Source organism: Mesorhizobium sp. M2E.F.Ca.ET.219.01.1.1 (genome assembly GCF_004016445.2).
In the GTDB taxonomy this organism is placed as follows: domain Bacteria; phylum Pseudomonadota; class Alphaproteobacteria; order Rhizobiales; family Rhizobiaceae; genus Mesorhizobium.
This window is the reverse complement of record NZ_SADT02000005.1, coordinates 401,316-417,265: the sequence shown is the minus strand read 5'-3', so window position 1 is coordinate 417,265 and position 15,950 is coordinate 401,316. Positions and strand designations below refer to the sequence as shown.

Genomic DNA, 15,950 nt, shown 5'->3' with positions numbered 1-15,950 from the left:
CAAAGCGGGGGAGAGGTGGATCGGCGCGCAGCGCCGAGACGGAGCGGGGGCCAGCGCTGACATTCGCGATTGGCCCGAGCCGGCTGCGGCGCAAGCCTAGCCTCACTGAGCAGTGCTATCCGCCGGCTTCATCGCGTCGGTTGCCGGCTTCATGGCATCCGTCGCGGGCTTCATCGCATCCGCAGGCTTCATCGCATCCGTGGCCGGCTTCATCGCCTCCGTGCTCATCGCATCCGGCTTCATGGCGTCGGTCGCGGGCTTCATGGCATCGGCCGGCTTCATCGCGTCCGTCGCCGGCTTCATGGCATCGGTCGCCATCGCATTGGCGGGCTTCATCGCATTGGTCGTGTCGTCGGCGCGGGCGCCGGCCACGAAGACCGAGGCGGAAAGCGCGAGGGCCAGAGCCGGCAGCGTGAGGAACTTGGTCATGAGGTAGTCTCCTTGGTTTTGGCGCGCGCAGATGCGGGCCTTGGTGAAGCGTTGCCGCCCATGCGGCCCCGCGCGAAGGGAAAGAAAGATCAGTTGGCGGCGGCGGCCAGGATTGGCCCGCCGCGCGGCGCCTGCACCAGCACGGCGGTGCTCAAGCCGCCGCTGGCCGCCGGCAGCGGCAGCGTCGTCGCCTCGCCGTTCCAGCTGCCGAGCTTTGTCAGCGCATGCACGACATTGGCATGCGGCAGCGTGCGGCCGGTGTTCTCGCCGCGCGCCACCGGCACCTCGACGACGCCTCTGTTGTAACGCACCAGCCAGATGTCGGCGCCGCCGCCCGGCGCCTTGCCGGCGCCGATGCTGACCTTGCCCTGCCCGAGCGAAAGCGCCGGGCCTTGCGGGTGGCCGCTGTTGGCGATGAGACCCTGGATCTCGCCCGGCGCCGCGCCCACGGCGTCATGGCTGCCGTTCACCACCACTTGCGGCGTGAACGGTCCGTCGCGGCCGAGCGGCGGCTCATAGGTCACCTGGCGATCGGTGAATTCCTTGCGGCCAAAGGTGTCCTTCCAGCCGAGATAGTCCCAATAGGTGACGTTGAACGACAGCGCCAGCACGCCCGGCTGGTCCTTGACCTTGATCAGGTTGGCATTGGCCGGCGGGCAGGACGAGCAGCCCTGGCTGGTGAACAGCTCCACCACGGTCAATGGCTGGGCGGCCGCGGCGCCGATCGTGGCGGCAAGCATCGCGCCGGCGAGCCGGCCTGTCTTCAATCCGGTCATGGGAAGCAATCTCCGTAGCGGGGTCATGCTCTCATTTCGCCGCGGCGGATTGCTTCGTTACAGGCTTCACCGGTTTGTGATTGCAGGCCTTCCCCGCTTCTCCCGCTGTCGTGGAAGAAGGCTTCATCCGTTCGCCGCGCGGCTATCTTTCGGGGCTTCGGCCCTTTCCGTCAGCCCGTAATCGCGCACGACATGGGCGATGCGCAGACGGTAGCCGGCAAAGATGCCGCCCCGCCCGGCCTTTTGCGCCTGGCGATGCTCCTCGGTGTTGCGCCAGGCTTTCACCGCTTCCTCGTCGCGCCAGAAGGACAGCGACAGCAGGCGCTTCGGATCAGTCAGGCTCTGGAAGCGCTCGACCGAGATGAAGCCGTCGATGTTCTCGAGCAGCGGCTTAAGTTCGGCGGCGATGCCGAGGTAGGCATCGCGCTTGCCCTCCGCGGGCTCCACTTCGAAGATGACAGCGATCATGCCTCTATTCCTTCCCTGACCGTCACGTCGGTGCGAAAGAGCTGCCTCGGACCGTGCGGCCCCGACACCAGCTTCAGGAAGACGCGGTCTTCCTTGAGGATGAATTTCTCGCGCCTGGCGAACTCGTAATTTGCCTTGCCCGCGGGGTCGGCGGCAAGCCGCGCGCGATAGGCTTCGTAGGCGGCGAGGCTCTCGATGTTGTAGGCGGCATAGGCCGTGGTGGCCGAGCCTTCATGCGGCGCGAAATAGCCGATTAGGTCGGCGCCGCAGCGCGGAATGGCCTGGCCCCAGGCGCGCGCATATTGCTCGAAGGCCGCCTTGCCGAACGGGTCGATCTCGTAGCGGATGAAGCAGGTGATGGTCATGTCGGTCTCCTCGTCGGTTGGCTTGCGCACATCGATGCTTCGATCGTGGTCGAAACATCGCTGGGTGCCTCTGTGCTAGGCATTGTCCTGTCAGGAGCGTTGCCCGGGCTGCTTGAGATGACCCCAGAATAATGCTTCCCTGACGGGGATGCTTCGATAAGGATCGAACCATGCGTGAAGGACCCGACATCGCCCGCATCGCCAGCCTGGTCGGCGACCCGGCCCGCGCCAACATGCTGAACGCGCTGATGGGCGGCACGGCGCTGACGGCGTCGGAACTGGCGCTGGAAGCCGGCGTGTCCCTGCCCACCGCTTCCTCGCATCTGTCGAAGCTGATGGAGGGCGGACTGCTCACCTTGGCCAGCCAGGGCCGACATCGCTATTACGGGCTCGCCAGCGCGCAGGTGGCGGGCATGATCGAGGCGATCATCGGCGTCGCCGAGGCGGTCGGTCCGAAGCGCGTGCGGCCGGGTCCGCGCGACGCGGCCATGCGCGTGGCGCGGGTCTGCTACGACCACCTCGCCGGCGAGCAGGCGGTGGCGATGCTCGACCGGCTCTTCGACAGGAAGCTTTTGCTGCGCGAGGACAGTGAAATCAGGCTGTCATCCTCCGGCGCGGCGCATTTTTCCGCGCTCGGCATCGATATCCAGGCCAGGGCGCGGCGGCCGGTGTGCCGGGCCTGCCTCGACTGGAGCGTGCGGCGCTCGCATCTCGCCGGCACGCTGGGCGCGGCCATCCTCGACAAGATCATCGCCGAGAAATGGGCGCGGCGCGAGAAGGAAAGCCGCGCCGTCGTGTTCTCGCCCGGAGGAAAGCGGGAGTTCGAGAGGGTGTTTCTGGCGTAGGGCTGCGCAGAAACGACAGCCTCGCAATGTTGGCGCGAGGCACCCCCCTCTGGCCTGCCGGCCATCTCCCCCGCAAGGGGGGAGATTGTCTGTTTCGGCGACCCGCCTATCCTGCAACGTCGCAGATCGGCGAAAGCGGCTGAGAGCTTAATCTCCCCCCTTGCGGGGGAGATGTCCGGCAGGACAGAGTGGGCGCGAAGGATCGCGACGCTTGTTGCGCCAGCTAACTCCGCTTCAGCGCCTTCCCCAGCTTGAAGAACTCCTTCCACGGGTCGGCCTTCTTCAGCTGGGCCAGCGTCGTCCCATCGCCGAGCGGGAAAGCGTTGGGCGCCAGCCCCTTCTCGATCTCCGGCCAGGTCACCGGCATCGATATCGTCGCGCCCTTCTTGGCGCGTGAGGAATAGGGCGCGACCGTGGTCGAGCCGCGGCCGTTGCGCAGATAATCGACGAAGATTCTTCCGGTGCGCGCCTTCTTCGACAATGTCGCCGTGTAGCGGTCGGGCGCGGCCTGCTCCAGCGCACGGGCAAAGTCGTGGGCGAAATCCTTGACCTGATCCCAATCGGCCGAGGGTTTCAGCGGCACCAGCACATGATAGCCCTTGCCGCCGGAGGTCTTGACCAGGTTGGGCAGCGACAGCTCGTCGAGCTGTTTATGAATGTCGAGCGCTGCTTCGCGCACCCGGCCGACGTCGACGCCTTCGTCCGGATCGAGGTCGAAGATGATCTGGTCCGGCTTTTCCAGCTCATCGATCGTCGAACCCCAGATATGGACCTCGACCACGCCGTACTGGACCAGCGCCGCGAGCCCGTCGAAGTCCTTGATGTAGAGTATCTCCTCGCCATCGGTCGGATCCTTCATCCTGGCGATCCTGTCGCTCATGCCCGGCGAGGCGTGTTTCTGGAAGAAGCGCTGGCCGTGGATGCCGTCCGGCGCGCGCACCAGGCTCAGCGGCCGGTTGACGACGAATTGCTCCATGCGCGGCCAGACCAGCGCGTAGTGCTCTAGCAGGTTCTGCTTCGAAACCTTCTCGTCGGGCCACAACAGCTTGTCGGGATGCGAGAGTTTTATCGATGTCTTTGCCGCTCCGGCCGAGGGCTTTGACGGCGCTTTTGCGCGCGACTTTGCTTCGCTCCCAGCCTTTTTCGGCTTTTCCTGCACGACTTCCTCCGCGGGCTTGTCCTCGCGCAGCCCCTGGAACGAGGCGTGGCGGATTATACGGTCGGATGTCCAGCTGCGGAACTCCACCTCGCCGACAAGCTCGGGTTTGACGAAGGTGAGCCCCTTGCCCTTCGGCACCGCCGCCGAGAAAGGCGATGTCTTCGCCTCCAGGCGATCGAGCTTCTTCTTCAAATCCGTCATCACCTTGCCGGAAAATCCGGTGCCGACACGGCCGGCGTAATTGAGCTTGCCGCCTTCATAATAGCCGACGAGAAGCGAGCGCACGCCCCGCCCGGTCTTGTCCGAAGGCAGATAGCCGCCGATGACGAATTCCTGCCTGAGCGTGCATTTCGACTTGATCCAGGTGAGCCCCCGCCCGCTGCGATAGGGCGCATCGGCTCGCTTCGACACCACGCCTTCCAGACCCATGCGGCAGACATGCTGCAGCATGACCTTGCCCGGCTCGTGGAAATGATCGCTGAAGCGCAGCGCCGAATCCTCGGGCTGCCGGCCCAGCAGCACGGCCAGCGCCTGCTTGCGCTCAACCAGCGGCTCACGGCGCAGATCCTCGCCGTCGAGGCGCATCAAATCGAACACATAATAGATGAAACGGTCGGCGCGGCGCGCCGAGAGGTCCGCCTGCAGCAGCGGGAAGGACGATGCGCCGCTGTCGGCGAGCACCACTACCTCGCCGTCGATGATGGCGTCGTGGCATTTCAATTTGGCCAGCGCCGCCGTGACCGGCCCGTCGAATTTTTCCGTCCAGTCGAGGCCGGCGCGGGTGAGCAGCCTGACCTCGCTGCCTTCGATCTGCGCCTGCATACGATAGCCGTCGAATTTCACTTCATGCAGCCAGTCGTCGCCGGCTGGTGCTTCCTTCTCCAGCGTCGCCAGCTGCGGCTCGATGAATTCGAGCTTCCGGACCTGGCCGGCCTTGGCCTTTCCGGCGGCCGGCCTGTTGGACTGCCAGACCTTCGGTGCCTGCCCCTTGGCCGCCTTGCCTTCGCCGACCTCCTTGATGGTCAGGCCCGATTTCACCGATTTCGGTTCTTCTTCGAGGATGTCCTCGCCGGGACGGGCGGCGGCATCGTCGGATTTGATCAGCAGCCAGTTGTCGCGCTTCTCGCCGGGCCGCGGTCTCAGCCTGACCAGATGCCAGCGGCCGTTGAGCTTGTGGCCCTCGAGCTCGAAGTCGATATGGCCCTTCTTCATGCCCTGGGCCGGATCGCCATCGGGCACCCATCTGCCTTCGTCCCAGACGATGACGGCGCCGCCGCCATATTGGCCCTTCGGAATGGTGCCTTCGAAGGAGGCGTAGTCGATTGGGTGATCCTCGACATGCACGGCCAGCCGCTTCTCATGCGGGTCGAGGCTCGGGCCGCGCGTCACCGCCCAGCTCCACAGCACGCCGTCATGTTCCAGGCGAAAATCGTAGTGAAGCCGCGTGGCGGCATGCTTCTGGACGACGAAGATGCCGCCGGCCTGCTTGCCGCGCTTCACCTTGCCTGCCGGCTCGGCGGTTTTCTTGAAATTGCGCTTGGCGTGATATTGTTCCAGGCTGGCCATGCCGCCACTCCCCTATGCGGATTTGCGCTTCGAGGCCGCTGCCTTGGCCTTCGGCCGCCGCGCCGTCGTCTTTGACGAAGATTTGCCGGCTTTGCCGTCGTCGGCGTTGAGGCTCTTCTTCAGCGCGTCGAACAGGTTGACGACGTTGGACGGTTTCGGCGATGCCTTGGCGCTGGGCGCCTTCCTGCCGGCTTTCCTGGCGCGAATCAGCTCAAGCAACGATTCCTCATAGCGATCCCTGAATTTGGCCGGATCGAACTTCGCCTTCTTCTTGTCGATGATATTTTCGGCCAGCTCGACCATTTCGCCGTCCAGCTTGGTGGACTGAATGTCCGCGAAGACGCCGGACGCGTCGCGCACCGTGTCGCCGTAGCGCAGCGTCGTCAGCAGCATGCCTTTGCCGAACGGCTCGATCATCGCCGGGCGCTCGCGCTGATAAAGCACGATGCGGGCGAGGCCGGCCATTTTCTTCTCCGCAAGCGCATCGCGAATGACGGCAAAGGCCTCCTGCGAGACCTTGTCGGCGGGCGAGACGTAATAGGGCGTGTCGAGATAGACCTGGTCGATCGAAGCCTTGTCGACGAAACCATCGAGATCGAGCGTGTGCGAGGACTCGATCTGGACCGCCTCGATATCTTCGTCCTCGATGCGGATGAAGTCGTCCTTGCCGACCTCGAAGCCCCTGACCTCCTCATCCTCTTCCAGCGGCTTTTGGCTTTTCTGGTCGACATAGACACGCCGGACCCTGTTGCCGGTCTTGCGGTTGAGGATGTGGAAGGACACCTTTTCGGCATGGGTGACGACGTTGCTCAATTCGATGGCGCAGGTGACCAGTGAAAGCTTGAGATAACCGCTCCAGGCGGGGCGCGGCGCCATGACCAACTCCTTGCAACATCGGGACAAACCGAAACGGCCGGAGCGCCGCTTCGGTTCCCGGACACCAAGGCCGGCGTCAAAAGCACCGGCCTTGGAACGGGCGCGCCTACTCGGCCGCCTGCAGGTTGACCCTACTTTCGGCGATCTCGGTGAGCTTGCGGTCGGTCGCCTCTTCTTCCTTGAGGTTCTTGGCCAGCACGTTGGCGCAGTCGCTGCGGCCGAGCTGCTTGGCCCAGGCGATCAGCGTGCCGTAGCGCGTTATCTCATAGTGCTCGACGGCCTGCGCGGAGGCGATCAGCGCCGCATCGAGGACCTCCTTGTCGTCGACATCGCCGCTGACCTCGTCGGCCTCCGCGAGGATGCCGTCGATGGCAGGGCAGTTGACCGTCTTGGCCTTGACGCCGTGCAGCTCGAACACCTGCTCGACCCGCTCGATGTGGCCCCTGGTCTGCGTGAGGTGCTTCTCGAAGCCGGCCTTCAATTGCGGATCGGTCGCCTTGTCGATCATCTTCGGCAGGGATTTCTCGATCTGCTTTTCGGCATAATAGATGTCGCGCAGCGTGTGGATGAAGAGATCGTCCAGCGTCTTGATGTCCTTCGAAAAGAAGCCCATGGCGGTTGCCTTTCCATGTTTCGCGTTGTGGGAAGGTTGCGCGGCGGACAGCCGTCAACATGGCCGGGTTCATCCCGGCCTTGCGGTGTCAACGCAGCCTTCCGTGACAGGTTCCTGCCGGGCTGATCACGCGAAAGGAAATTTCCTGTCGTCGGACGAAGGTGAAACGGAAGCGCGCCCAGGCGACATCGGAACGAAACATATGTGATGCAAAAGTCACACGGCGCGGAAACGCGAACAAAGGCACCGAAACACCGCGAATCAGCCGCAATCCGGCCACGATGCAACGCGTTTCGGACCAGAAATTAACATCACGTTCACCGACTATTCACGCCTCGACGCTATGCTCTCGAACAATTCGGAAGGGACATCCGAAAGCGGGACAGGGACAGGTAAAATGCATTTCTGGAATCACATCGCCGGCTACGCCGCCGCCATCCGCGAATTCGTCGCACCGACATATCGGCCGGAACGCTACTACATGCGCGGTCCGGGCCCGGCCTGCGCGCGCCGCGGCAACTCGCTGGGCGTCAGCGCGAACTGACATGACCCGTTTACGCGCCCACCACAGCCGCATCTGCCGGCCGGCCGCCGATCAGCGCGCCACCACCTATCGCGCCGAGCGCCTTGTGCTCGCCGCCAATTGGCGTGCGACAACGCCGCGACTTTGACGCCGCCGCCGGCTGGCTTAGTGTCTAAAAACACAAGCAGCCGGGGCCTCCATGACCGACCTGCCCGAACCGAACCGTCCCGCCTCTCCAAGCCAGGCTCCAAGCCAGGCCTATGACACCCGCCAGCCGCTGATCGTCTTCGACGGCGTCTGCGTGTTCTGCTCGGGTTTCGTCCAGCTCATCCTCAGGCTCGACCGGGAAAAGCGCTTCCGCTTCGCCACGGCGCAATCGCCGTTCGGCGAGTCGCTGTTTCGCCGACACGGTCTCCAAACCGACGATTACGACAGCAACCTCGCCATCATCGACGGCGCGGCCTTCACCAAGCTCGACAGTTTCGTCGCGGTCATGGCCGCGCTCGGCTGGCCCTGGCGCGCGGCGAAGGCGCTGCTCATCCTGCCGCGGCCGCTGCGCGACTGGCTCTATGACCGCGTCGCCAGGAACCGCTACGCGCTGTTCGGACGCAAGGACAGTTGCGAGATACCTTCGGCCGAGTTGCGGGAGCGGCTGATCGGCTGATGCACGCCACCGTACCGGTGGTACCGCCCGCTTGCCCTGCAGATTCGAACTGCTTGTGCCGCCCGCGAACCCGCGACTTCTTGCGCAATGCGCGCCGGCGGACGAAGATTTTCGCAGCGCCTGTCGAAATCGGTCGATGCCGCACGACATAGGTCGGCACGCAATGATGCGGCCTTCAAGAAACGGGAGAAGACCATGCGATACATGCTTTTGATCTACAATGACGAAGCCGCGATGGCGAATGCTCCGAAAGAGCAGACCCAGCAGGTGCTCGCCGCCTATGGCGCCTATACCGAGGCGCTGAAGAAATCCGGGGCGTATATCGCCGGCGAGCGGCTGCGCCCGACCCAGGCGGCCACCTCGGTGCGGCTCGCCGGCGGCAAGACCAATGTGCTCGACGGCCCCTATGCCGACACCAAGGAGCAATTGGCAGGCTTCTACATGATCGAGGCGGCCGACATCGACACGGCCATCGAGTGGGGCGCGCGTTGCCCCGCGTCCTCCACCGGCACGGTCGAGGTGCGGCCGATCTGGGAAATGGCAGAGTACGTGGCCGCCGCGGAGTGACCCGCGATGGATGATCGCTCGGAGATCGCGCGGGCAGCGGCGGAAGCGGCCGCCCGGCGCAGCTACGGCAAGCTGGTCGCCTGGCTGGCGGCGCGCACGCGCGACGTCGCCGGCGCCGAGGACGCGCTGGCCGACGCCTTCGCCGCCGCGCTGGAGCGCTGGCCGCGGACCGGCGTGCCGGCTGAGCCGGAAGCCTGGCTGCTCGCGGTGGCGCGCCGGCGCGACGTCGACGCCGTGCGGCGACGGCTGACCGGCGAGGCGGCGCGCGATCACCTGCAGCTGATCGCCGAGGAAATGGAGGCGCGCATGAGCGGCGAGGAGCTGCCCGACGACCGGTTGCGGCTGATGTTCGCCTGCGCCCATCCGGCGATCGAGGCCGGCGTGCGCGCGCCGCTGATCCTGCAGACGATCCTCGGCTTCGACGCCGCAACGATCGCCTCGGCCTTCCTGGTTTCGCCGGCGACCATGGGCCAGCGGCTGGTACGAGCCAAGGCGCGCATCCGCGAGACCGGGATTCCGTTCCGCGTGCCGGAGCAGGCGGAGCTGGGCGAGCGGCTGGGCGCGGTGCTCGAAGCGATCTACGCCGCCTTCGCCGAAGGCTGGTCGGATGCGACCGGCACCGACAGCCGGCGGCGCAACCTCGCCGGCGAAGGCATCTGGCTTGGACGGCTGGTCGCCTCGCTGATGCCGGACGAGCCGGAGGCGCTGGGACTGCTGGCGCTGATGCTGTTCGCCGAGGCGCGCCGCTCGGCAAGGCGCGGCCCGGATGGAGACTTCGTGCCTTTGGCCGAGCAGGATATCGCGCTCTGGGACGACAGCATGATCGACGAGGCGGAAGCCCTGCTGGTGCGCGCCGCGCAAAGGGCCATCATCGGCCGCTACCAGCTGGAAGCCGCCGTGCAGTCCGCCCACACGGCGCGCCGGCGCGGCAGCGGCACCGACTGGGCGGCCATCCGCCAGCTTTACGACGCGCTGCTTTCCGTAGCCGGCTCACCGGTGGTGGCGATCAACCGCGCGGTGGCGATTGCCGAGACCGAGGGTGCAACAGCCGGGCTGGCGGCCCTCTATGTGCGGGGCGAGGACAAGCGGCTGCAGGACTACCAGCCTTATTGGGCCGCCCGCGCCGGCCTCTTGGCCAGGCTCGGCAACACCACGCAGGCGGCCGAGGCCTATGACCAGGCGATCGGCCTGGAGCGCGACCCGGCGCTGCGGCGTTTCCTGCAGGCCGAGAAGGCGAAGCTCGTTAGTTAGGCAAACTGTTGAGGCTGGAGGGACAGCGCCCTCCTCTGTCCTGCCGGACATCTCCCCCACGAGGGGGGAGATTGGCCGCCACGCAGGCTTTCGCCAGTCTCCGACGTTGTAAAATCGAACTAGGCGCCGAAGCTGCTAATCTCCCCCCGTGTGGGGGAGGTGCCCGGCAGGGCAGAGGGGGGCGCGAAGGATCTCGGCGCTGGGGCGTTTGGGCTCCTAAGCCCCCAGCCCGTCGAACAGGATGGTCGAGAGATAGCGCTCGGCAAAAGAGGGGATGACGACGACGAGGTTCTTGCCCTTGTTCTCCGGCCGCGAGCCGACGACAATGGCCGCCTGGAGCGCAGCGCCCGACGAGATGCCGACCGGCACGCCTTCGAGGCGGGCGACGAGGCGCGCATTGGCGACCGAATCCTCGTTCGACACCCTGACGATCTCGTCATAGACCGACGTGTCGAGGATTTTCGGCGCGAAGCCGGCGCCGATGCCCTGGATCTTGTGCGGGCCGGGCTGGCCGCCCGACAGAACCGGGGATGCCTCCGGCTCGACCGCCACGACATGCACCGAAGGCTTGCGCTTCTTCAGCACCTGGCCGACGCCGGTGATGGTTCCGCCGGTGCCGATGCCAGCAACGAAGATATCGACCTCGCCATTGGTGTCGTTCCAGATCTCCTCGGCCGTGGTGCGGCGATGGATTTCGGGATTGGCCGGATTCTCGAATTGCTGCGGGATGATGGCGTTGGGCAGTGTGGCGGCAAGCTCATCGGCCTTGGCGATGGCGCCCTTCATGCCTTTCGGCCCTTCGGTCAGCACCAACTCGGCGCCGAGCAGCGCCAGCATCTTGCGGCGCTCGACCGACATGGTCTCCGGCATGGTGAGGATCAGCTTGTAGCCCTTGGCGGCGGCGGCGAAGGCGAGCGCGATGCCGGTGTTGCCGGAGGTCGGCTCGATCAGCGTGGTCTTGCCGGGCGCGATCTTGCCGGCCTCCTCGAGCGCCTCGATCATGGCGACGCCGATGCGGTCCTTGACCGAGGCGATCGGGTTGAAGAATTCGAGCTTGGCCATGAGGTTGGCGACGATCCCCTTTTCCCTGGCGAACTTGTCCAGCCTGACCAGCGGCGTATCGCCAATCGTCTCCGTGATCGAATTGAAGACGCGGCCGCGGCCGGGCACGCGCGCGGAGGTGACGGGCTTGTTCATTTGGTTCGCTCCCAGGGCAATGGCATAGGCAAAACAGAATAGGGCTTTCAACCGCGCAAGATAGGCCGACGTTTGAAAATATCCGAGTGGGGCGGTTGCTCAAAAGCGCAGCGCAGCGGAAATGCATTTTCCGGTGTCAGCGGTTTCAGGAATGGTTTGGCTGAAATCCGGGAGCGGCTGACATTGGAGCCTACTGGCGGGCCGCGATCGCGGCCGCCGCGCCCATCATGAAGCCGGCGGCGGTGCGGTTCAGCACCTTCAGCGCGCGCGGCGACTTCAGGAACCAGCGCGCCTTCGCGGCCAAAGCCAGATAAGGCACCAGCACCACGAACAGCACCGCCACGGTGAGCAGCGCGAGGATGGCGTAGTCGGCGAACGTGATCGCCTTGAGGTCGACGATGGTCGGCGTGATGGCGAGATAGAAGATCATCGTCTTGGGATTGCCCAGCGTCACCGTCAGCCCGGCGATGAAGCTCGACACCAGCCCACCCTTGGCCTTGCGCGCCTCGATGTTTTCCGGCGTGATGCCGCTGGTCCAGAAGCGCCAGGCGAGGAAGGCGAGATAGGCGACGCCGGCCCATTTGATGGCGAGGAAGACCAGGCCGAAGGTCTGAGCGACGAAAGCCAGGCCCAACACCACGGCGGTGAGATAGGTGAGGTCGCCAAGCATCAGGCCAAACGACATGGCGAGCGAGGAACGGAACCCGGAGCCGAGCGCGCGGGCGACAAGCGCCGTGACGCCGGGGCCGGGAATGGCGGCGGCGACGCCGAGGGCGGCGCTGTAGGCGAGGAAACCGGTGAGTGTCATGGTTCTGGCCCGACTGTTGATCCCGCAATGCTAACGCCGCGCGTCACGGCGCATGAGTTCGCCTTGAGTCATACCGCAAAACCATGATCGCGGTCGCCCCTTTGCAAGCGTCTGCTCTTATTCCTCAGTGCTTTCGTCGTGGCCCCGTACAACGCCTCATAATCCCGGCCGCCGTAAAACACATTGACGATTTCCACGGTCTTGCCGACGCGGTAAGCGATTACGGTGCTGCGCTCAAAAGGCACAGTGCGCAACCCTGGTTGAAGGTCGTCGCGTGGTCGACCACCGTTTGGTGCATCGCCAATCTTGCGACAGCGGGCATGTATGCGCCGAACAAAGGCCAATGCAACGTTGCGGCTTTGGCCCTGCGTGGCGATGAACCGGTAAACTTCGGCCAAGTCCGCGATGGCGTCGGGTCGGTAGGTGGACCCTAAGACGCCGCACGGTCCAGGTCTTTGTCGATTCCGGCGATAGCGGCCTCAAGCGCGGCGTCGGCCTCGTCTTCGCTCAAGGACGGCCTGGAGTCCTCGATGGAGCGGCGGACACGGGCTCGGATAGCCTCAAGGCGCTCGGCATCCTCGATGCGTTGCCGCTGCCATACCCGCACGGCGTCACGCATGGCTTCGCTGACGGTGGCAAATTCGCCGGCTTCCACTCTCTCGCGGATAGCCTGCATTTGCTCGCGAGCCATGGTAACGCTCACTTTCTCGGCGTTGTTCACGGTTGGACTCCTTCTCGCTGCCCTACTAGGTAGGATAAATTCCGACCTGGCGCCAGAAATTTGGGAAAAGCTGTGGTGTCGGACCGTCAGGACCGGCCATCTCCATACGTGATGCGCCAGATGGTGCCGTTGCCGTCCTCGGTGAGGATCAGCGCGCCGTCCTTGGCCACGGCGACGCCGACCGGCCGGCCCCAGAGCGCGTCGTCGGCAATGACGAAGCCGGTGGCGAAGTCGTCATATTCGCCGGTCGGCTTGCCGTCCTTGAATCTCAGCCGCACCACCTTGTAGCCGGTGCGGACATTGCGGTTCCAGGAGCCGTGCAGGGTGACGAAGGCGTCGCCCCTATATTCAGCAGGAAAACCGTAATCGGCCGGAAAGTTGCCGCCGTCGTAAAAGGCGATGTTGAGCGGCGCCGAATGCGCCTGGATCAGCACGTCGGGCAGCGTGACCTTGCCGGCGAGATCGGGGCGCGCGCCCTCGTGGCGCGGATCCTCATTGTCGCCGATATAGTACCAGGGCCAGCCGTAGAAGGCGCCTTCCTTGACGGCGGTCGCGTATTCGAAGGGGACATCGTCGCCTAGCTCGTCGCGCTCGTTGACGACGCACCAGAGCGCGCCTGTCGCCGGCTGCACGGTCATGCCGGAGCAGTTGCGCAGGCCGGTGGCGACAACCTTGCGGTTCTTGCCGTCGGGGTCGAAGGCGAGCACATCGGCGCGGCCCTCTTCCGCGCCCCAGGCGGCGCCCAGCGGCTGCGATTTCGCCCACGCCTCGACGCCGCCTTTCGGCTTCGCGCCCATATCCTCGGCGATGTTGGAGCCGGAGCCGACCGACAGATAGAGCGTCTTGCCGTCGGGCGAGAAGGCGATGTCGCGCGTCCAATGGTGGCTGGCGGGGACCTTGGCTACGATGGTCTCCGGCTTGGCGGACGCTTCCAGGTCGCCCTCGCGATAGGGGAAGCGCACCACGCTGTTGCTGTTGGCGACATAGACCCATTGCGGCTTGTCGCCCGGGGGATAGAAGGCGATGCCGTAGGGTCGCGTCAGGCCCTTGGCGAAGATCGACGTCTCAGCGGGCTTGGCGCTGCCTTGCGCCAGGCGATAGACGCGGACCTGGTTCGCCCGGCTGTCGGCGACGAAGAGGTCGCCGTTCGGCGCCACGCGCACCACGCGGGGACTGTCGATGCCCGATGCGACCAACTCGGCGGAGAAGCCCGGCGGAAGTTTCGGCCTGGCCCCCTCGGGACGATCGGTGACGCCGCCGCCATTCGAGGCGGACTCCGCCACATCGGGCTTCGGCATATCCTGAGGCTTCAGCAGCCGGCGCACGCCAGGACGGTCGGCCTTCCAGTCGCCGAAGGCCTTTTCGCCGCTGAGCAAGGGTTGATCGGCCTGCTGCGCAAAGGCACCGGTGGCAAAAACCAGCGCGAGGCCCGCAAGCTCGACGATCCGCGTCATGCTGTATCTCCGTCGTCTGCCAATGCGCCTATCGATCGGCGCCTGCCGACGGAGATATCGGGCACAGGGTCTAAAAGAGAAGCAGGCGCACGTTGATTTGACGACGAAGCGCCAGGAGTTCAGCTCTCGTCTTCGGCATCCAGGTCGTCGTCGAGGCGCTTTTCCAGCTCGACGAGGTCTGCCGGCAAGGGCAGGCCCATGGCGCGGAGCTCGCGCAATTTCTCGCGCAGCTGCTCCTGGATCTCGTGATCGTCCTCGGGCTGGTTGATCATTTCCTGAAGCAGGAGGTCGATCTGGGCCTTGATTGCTTCCAGCGCCATTTCTTTTCTCCCTCTGCAGCAATTTAGGTGTGTCGAGATTCAGGTCAGGCCGAGCCGAAAACGGTGGGTTCCCGCCGTTTGCAGGCCGGCTGAATATCGATACACCTAACGGAGCATGCGCGAAATGAGCTGCGCCGTATAGTCGACCATCGGCACGATGCGCGCGTAGTTCAGCCTTGTCGGGCCGATGACGCCAAGCGCGCCGATGACGCGGGCGTCCTTGTCGCGATAGGGCGCGACGACCAGCGACGAGCCGGACAGCGAAAACAGCTTGTTTTCCGAGCCGATGAAGATGCGCACGCCCGGCCCTTCCTCGGCGAGGTCGAGCAGTTGCAACAGCCCGTCCTGCGTCTCCAGGTCCTCGAACAGATGGCGCAGCAGCTCGAGGTCGGCCTGAGCGGTGACGTTTTCAAGCAGGTTGGCACGGCCGCGCACGATGAGACGCGCCGGCAGGCCGCTTTCGGCGCCGGCCCAGACCGCCAGACCCTTCTCGACAAGATCCTGCGACAGCGTGTCGAGGGCGGATTTGGTTTCGTCCTTGATGCGGGCGATCTCGGCGCGCGCCTCGGCAAGCGTGCGGCCCCTGATATGGGCGTTGAGGAAATTGGACGCCTCGTGCAGCTGCGACACGGTCGTGCCGGCGGGCAGGTCGACGACGCGGTTCTCGACATCGCCGTTCTGCGACACCAGCACGGCAAGCGCCTTGGTGGGCTCGAGCTGGATGAATTCGATGTGCTTCAGCGCCACCTCGTTCTTGGAGGCGAGCACGAGGCCGGCGCCGCGCGACATGCCGGACAGCATCTGGCTGGCCTCGGTCAGCATATGCTCCAGCGTTGCGCCGGAGCCCGAGGCGCGCACCTGCGCCTCGATGATGCGGCGCTCGTCGTCGGAAAGATCGCCGAGCTCCATGAAGGCGTCGACGAAGAAACGCAGGCCCGTCTGGGTCGGCAGCCGCCCGGCGGAGATATGCGGCGCGTAGATCAGGCCCAGATGCTCCAGGTCGCTCATCACGTTGCGGATGGTGGCCGGCGACAGCGAGGAGGGCAGGATGCGCGACAGGCTGCGCGAGCCGACCGGCTCGCCGTCGCGCAGATAGGAATCGACAATCCGCCGGAAAATATCGCGCGAGCGCATGTCGAGTGACTGAAGTACCGGCGACTGAAGCCCGGGTGACTGCGACGTCGGATCGACTGGTTTGTTCATTCCGGCGAGAAACCTCCTGCCGAAAAGATATAGACTTAAGCCACCCCCGCGCAACCCGGTGCCGCGTTTGCGGTCACGGTGCCGCGTTTGCTGCCCCTTTTCCTTTGCGACTTGCCTCGCATGCGTCTACAAGCCGGCCACGATT

At 65.2% G+C, this 15,950-nt stretch carries 20 protein-coding genes; 6 read left to right on the top strand and 14 right to left on the bottom strand.

Annotated elements, in window-relative coordinates:
* Positions 1-102: 102 nt before the first annotated feature.
* From EN862_RS25075 to EN862_RS25060, 4 genes are all read right to left on the bottom strand, one after another.
* Positions 103-429 (bottom strand): hypothetical protein, encoded by a 327-nt coding sequence (locus tag EN862_RS25075; protein ID WP_127866200.1) that lies wholly within the window; start codon positions 427-429, stop codon positions 103-105.
* A gap of 89 nt (positions 430-518) precedes the next feature.
* Complete coding sequence (locus tag EN862_RS25070) at positions 519-1,205, bottom strand: DUF1223 domain-containing protein (protein WP_127866199.1); 687 nt, start codon at positions 1,203-1,205, stop codon at positions 519-521.
* A 123-nt stretch (positions 1,206-1,328) separates the two neighbouring features.
* Entirely contained in the window at positions 1,329-1,673 is a 345-nt protein-coding gene (locus EN862_RS25065) for an antibiotic biosynthesis monooxygenase (RefSeq protein WP_127866198.1), read from the bottom strand.
* On the bottom strand, positions 1,670-2,038 hold the full coding sequence (locus tag EN862_RS25060) for an NIPSNAP family protein (RefSeq protein WP_127866197.1): 369 nt from the start codon (positions 2,036-2,038) through the stop codon (positions 1,670-1,672). The genes EN862_RS25065 and EN862_RS25060 overlap by 4 nt, the downstream gene beginning before the upstream one ends.
* 170 nt (positions 2,039-2,208) lie before the next feature.
* Here EN862_RS25060 and EN862_RS25055 point away from each other — a divergent pair, with 170 nt between their 5' ends.
* The gene (locus EN862_RS25055) at positions 2,209-2,883 is read left to right on the top strand and encodes a winged helix-turn-helix domain-containing protein (RefSeq protein WP_127866196.1); all 675 of its coding nucleotides are present in this window, start codon (positions 2,209-2,211) and stop codon (positions 2,881-2,883) included.
* 223 nt (positions 2,884-3,106) lie between these two features.
* On the opposite strand, the gene ligD is transcribed toward EN862_RS25055, so the two are convergent.
* From ligD to EN862_RS25035, 3 genes are all read right to left on the bottom strand, one after another.
* Entirely contained in the window at positions 3,107-5,608 is a 2,502-nt protein-coding gene (ligD, locus tag EN862_RS25045) for a DNA ligase D (RefSeq protein WP_127866195.1), read from the bottom strand.
* A gap of 12 nt (positions 5,609-5,620) precedes the next feature.
* On the bottom strand, positions 5,621-6,484 hold the full coding sequence (locus EN862_RS25040) for a Ku protein (RefSeq protein ID WP_127866194.1): 864 nt from the start codon (positions 6,482-6,484) through the stop codon (positions 5,621-5,623).
* A gap of 106 nt (positions 6,485-6,590) precedes the next feature.
* On the bottom strand, positions 6,591-7,097 hold the full coding sequence (locus EN862_RS25035; protein WP_127866193.1) for a ferritin-like domain-containing protein: 507 nt from the start codon (positions 7,095-7,097) through the stop codon (positions 6,591-6,593).
* Positions 7,098-7,494: 397 nt separating this feature from the next.
* On the opposite strand from EN862_RS25035, the gene EN862_RS25030 reads away from it, so the two are divergent.
* From EN862_RS25030 to EN862_RS25015, 5 genes are all read left to right on the top strand, one after another.
* On the top strand, positions 7,495-7,641 hold the full coding sequence (locus tag EN862_RS25030; protein ID WP_116389945.1) for a hypothetical protein: 147 nt from the start codon (positions 7,495-7,497) through the stop codon (positions 7,639-7,641).
* Position 7,642: 1 nt separating this feature from the next.
* Entirely contained in the window at positions 7,643-7,768 is a 126-nt protein-coding gene (locus EN862_RS37440; RefSeq protein WP_263649576.1) for a hypothetical protein, read from the top strand.
* 51 nt (positions 7,769-7,819) lie between these two features.
* Positions 7,820-8,284 (top strand): thiol-disulfide oxidoreductase DCC family protein, encoded by a 465-nt coding sequence (locus EN862_RS25025; protein ID WP_127866192.1) that lies wholly within the window; start codon positions 7,820-7,822, stop codon positions 8,282-8,284.
* A gap of 195 nt (positions 8,285-8,479) precedes the next feature.
* Complete coding sequence (locus EN862_RS25020) at positions 8,480-8,851, top strand: YciI family protein (protein WP_127304645.1); 372 nt, start codon at positions 8,480-8,482, stop codon at positions 8,849-8,851.
* Positions 8,852-8,857: 6 nt separating this feature from the next.
* Entirely contained in the window at positions 8,858-10,102 is a 1,245-nt protein-coding gene (locus EN862_RS25015; protein WP_127866191.1) for an RNA polymerase sigma factor, read from the top strand.
* A gap of 216 nt (positions 10,103-10,318) precedes the next feature.
* Here the strand turns inward: EN862_RS25015 and cysK are convergent, their stop codons facing one another.
* The 7 genes from cysK to hrcA form a co-directional block, all read right to left on the bottom strand.
* Positions 10,319-11,299 carry a cysteine synthase A gene (cysK, locus tag EN862_RS25010; protein WP_127866190.1) on the bottom strand — a complete coding sequence of 327 codons (981 nt, stop codon included), beginning with the start codon at positions 11,297-11,299 and terminating at the stop codon, positions 10,319-10,321.
* Between the two features lie 190 nt (positions 11,300-11,489).
* Positions 11,490-12,107 carry a LysE family translocator gene (locus EN862_RS25005; RefSeq protein WP_127866189.1) on the bottom strand — a complete coding sequence of 206 codons (618 nt, stop codon included), beginning with the start codon at positions 12,105-12,107 and terminating at the stop codon, positions 11,490-11,492.
* Positions 12,108-12,175: 68 nt separating this feature from the next.
* Positions 12,176-12,505: a type II toxin-antitoxin system RelE/ParE family toxin gene (locus EN862_RS25000; protein ID WP_348632086.1), complete on the bottom strand. Its 330-nt coding sequence runs from the start codon at positions 12,503-12,505 to the stop codon at positions 12,176-12,178.
* Between the two features lie 32 nt (positions 12,506-12,537).
* Entirely contained in the window at positions 12,538-12,828 is a 291-nt protein-coding gene (locus EN862_RS24995) for a type II toxin-antitoxin system ParD family antitoxin (RefSeq protein WP_127866187.1), read from the bottom strand.
* 86 nt (positions 12,829-12,914) lie between these two features.
* Positions 12,915-14,282 (bottom strand): sorbosone dehydrogenase family protein, encoded by a 1,368-nt coding sequence (locus EN862_RS24990; protein WP_127866186.1) that lies wholly within the window; start codon positions 14,280-14,282, stop codon positions 12,915-12,917.
* A gap of 119 nt (positions 14,283-14,401) precedes the next feature.
* The gene (locus EN862_RS24985) at positions 14,402-14,602 is read right to left on the bottom strand and encodes a hypothetical protein (protein WP_127866185.1); all 201 of its coding nucleotides are present in this window, start codon (positions 14,600-14,602) and stop codon (positions 14,402-14,404) included.
* Between the two features lie 105 nt (positions 14,603-14,707).
* Positions 14,708-15,805, bottom strand: a complete 1,098-nt coding sequence (gene hrcA / locus EN862_RS24980; RefSeq protein ID WP_112128850.1) for a heat-inducible transcriptional repressor HrcA — start codon at positions 15,803-15,805, stop codon at positions 14,708-14,710.
* Between the last annotated feature and the right edge of the window lie 145 nt (positions 15,806-15,950).

Bases quoted from the DNA above. Each gene is read 5' to 3' on its own strand.
- EN862_RS25075 (WP_127866200.1), bottom strand. From the start codon at position 429: ATGACCAAGTTCCTCACGCTGCCGGCTCTGGCCCTCGCGCTTTCCGCC.
- EN862_RS25070 (WP_127866199.1), bottom strand. From the start codon at position 1,205: ATGACCGGATTGAAGACAGGCCGGCTCGCCGGCGCGATGCTTGCCGCC.
- EN862_RS25065 (WP_127866198.1), bottom strand. From the start codon at position 1,673: ATGATCGCTGTCATCTTCGAAGTGGAGCCCGCGGAGGGCAAGCGCGAT.
- EN862_RS25060 (WP_127866197.1), bottom strand. From the start codon at position 2,038: ATGACCATCACCTGCTTCATCCGCTACGAGATCGACCCGTTCGGCAAG.
- EN862_RS25055 (WP_127866196.1), top strand. From the start codon at position 2,209: ATGCGTGAAGGACCCGACATCGCCCGCATCGCCAGCCTGGTCGGCGAC.
- ligD (WP_127866195.1), bottom strand. From the start codon at position 5,608: ATGGCCAGCCTGGAACAATATCACGCCAAGCGCAATTTCAAGAAAACC.
- EN862_RS25040 (WP_127866194.1), bottom strand. From the start codon at position 6,484: ATGGCGCCGCGCCCCGCCTGGAGCGGTTATCTCAAGCTTTCACTGGTC.
- EN862_RS25035 (WP_127866193.1), bottom strand. From the start codon at position 7,097: ATGGGCTTCTTTTCGAAGGACATCAAGACGCTGGACGATCTCTTCATC.
- EN862_RS25030 (WP_116389945.1), top strand. From the start codon at position 7,495: ATGCATTTCTGGAATCACATCGCCGGCTACGCCGCCGCCATCCGCGAA.
- EN862_RS37440 (WP_263649576.1), top strand. From the start codon at position 7,643: ATGACCCGTTTACGCGCCCACCACAGCCGCATCTGCCGGCCGGCCGCC.
- EN862_RS25025 (WP_127866192.1), top strand. From the start codon at position 7,820: ATGACCGACCTGCCCGAACCGAACCGTCCCGCCTCTCCAAGCCAGGCT.
- EN862_RS25020 (WP_127304645.1), top strand. From the start codon at position 8,480: ATGCGATACATGCTTTTGATCTACAATGACGAAGCCGCGATGGCGAAT.
- EN862_RS25015 (WP_127866191.1), top strand. From the start codon at position 8,858: ATGGATGATCGCTCGGAGATCGCGCGGGCAGCGGCGGAAGCGGCCGCC.
- cysK (WP_127866190.1), bottom strand. From the start codon at position 11,299: ATGAACAAGCCCGTCACCTCCGCGCGCGTGCCCGGCCGCGGCCGCGTC.
- EN862_RS25005 (WP_127866189.1), bottom strand. From the start codon at position 12,107: ATGACACTCACCGGTTTCCTCGCCTACAGCGCCGCCCTCGGCGTCGCC.
- EN862_RS24990 (WP_127866186.1), bottom strand. From the start codon at position 14,282: ATGACGCGGATCGTCGAGCTTGCGGGCCTCGCGCTGGTTTTTGCCACC.
- EN862_RS24985 (WP_127866185.1), bottom strand. From the start codon at position 14,602: ATGGCGCTGGAAGCAATCAAGGCCCAGATCGACCTCCTGCTTCAGGAA.
- hrcA (WP_112128850.1), bottom strand. From the start codon at position 15,805: ATGAACAAACCAGTCGATCCGACGTCGCAGTCACCCGGGCTTCAGTCG.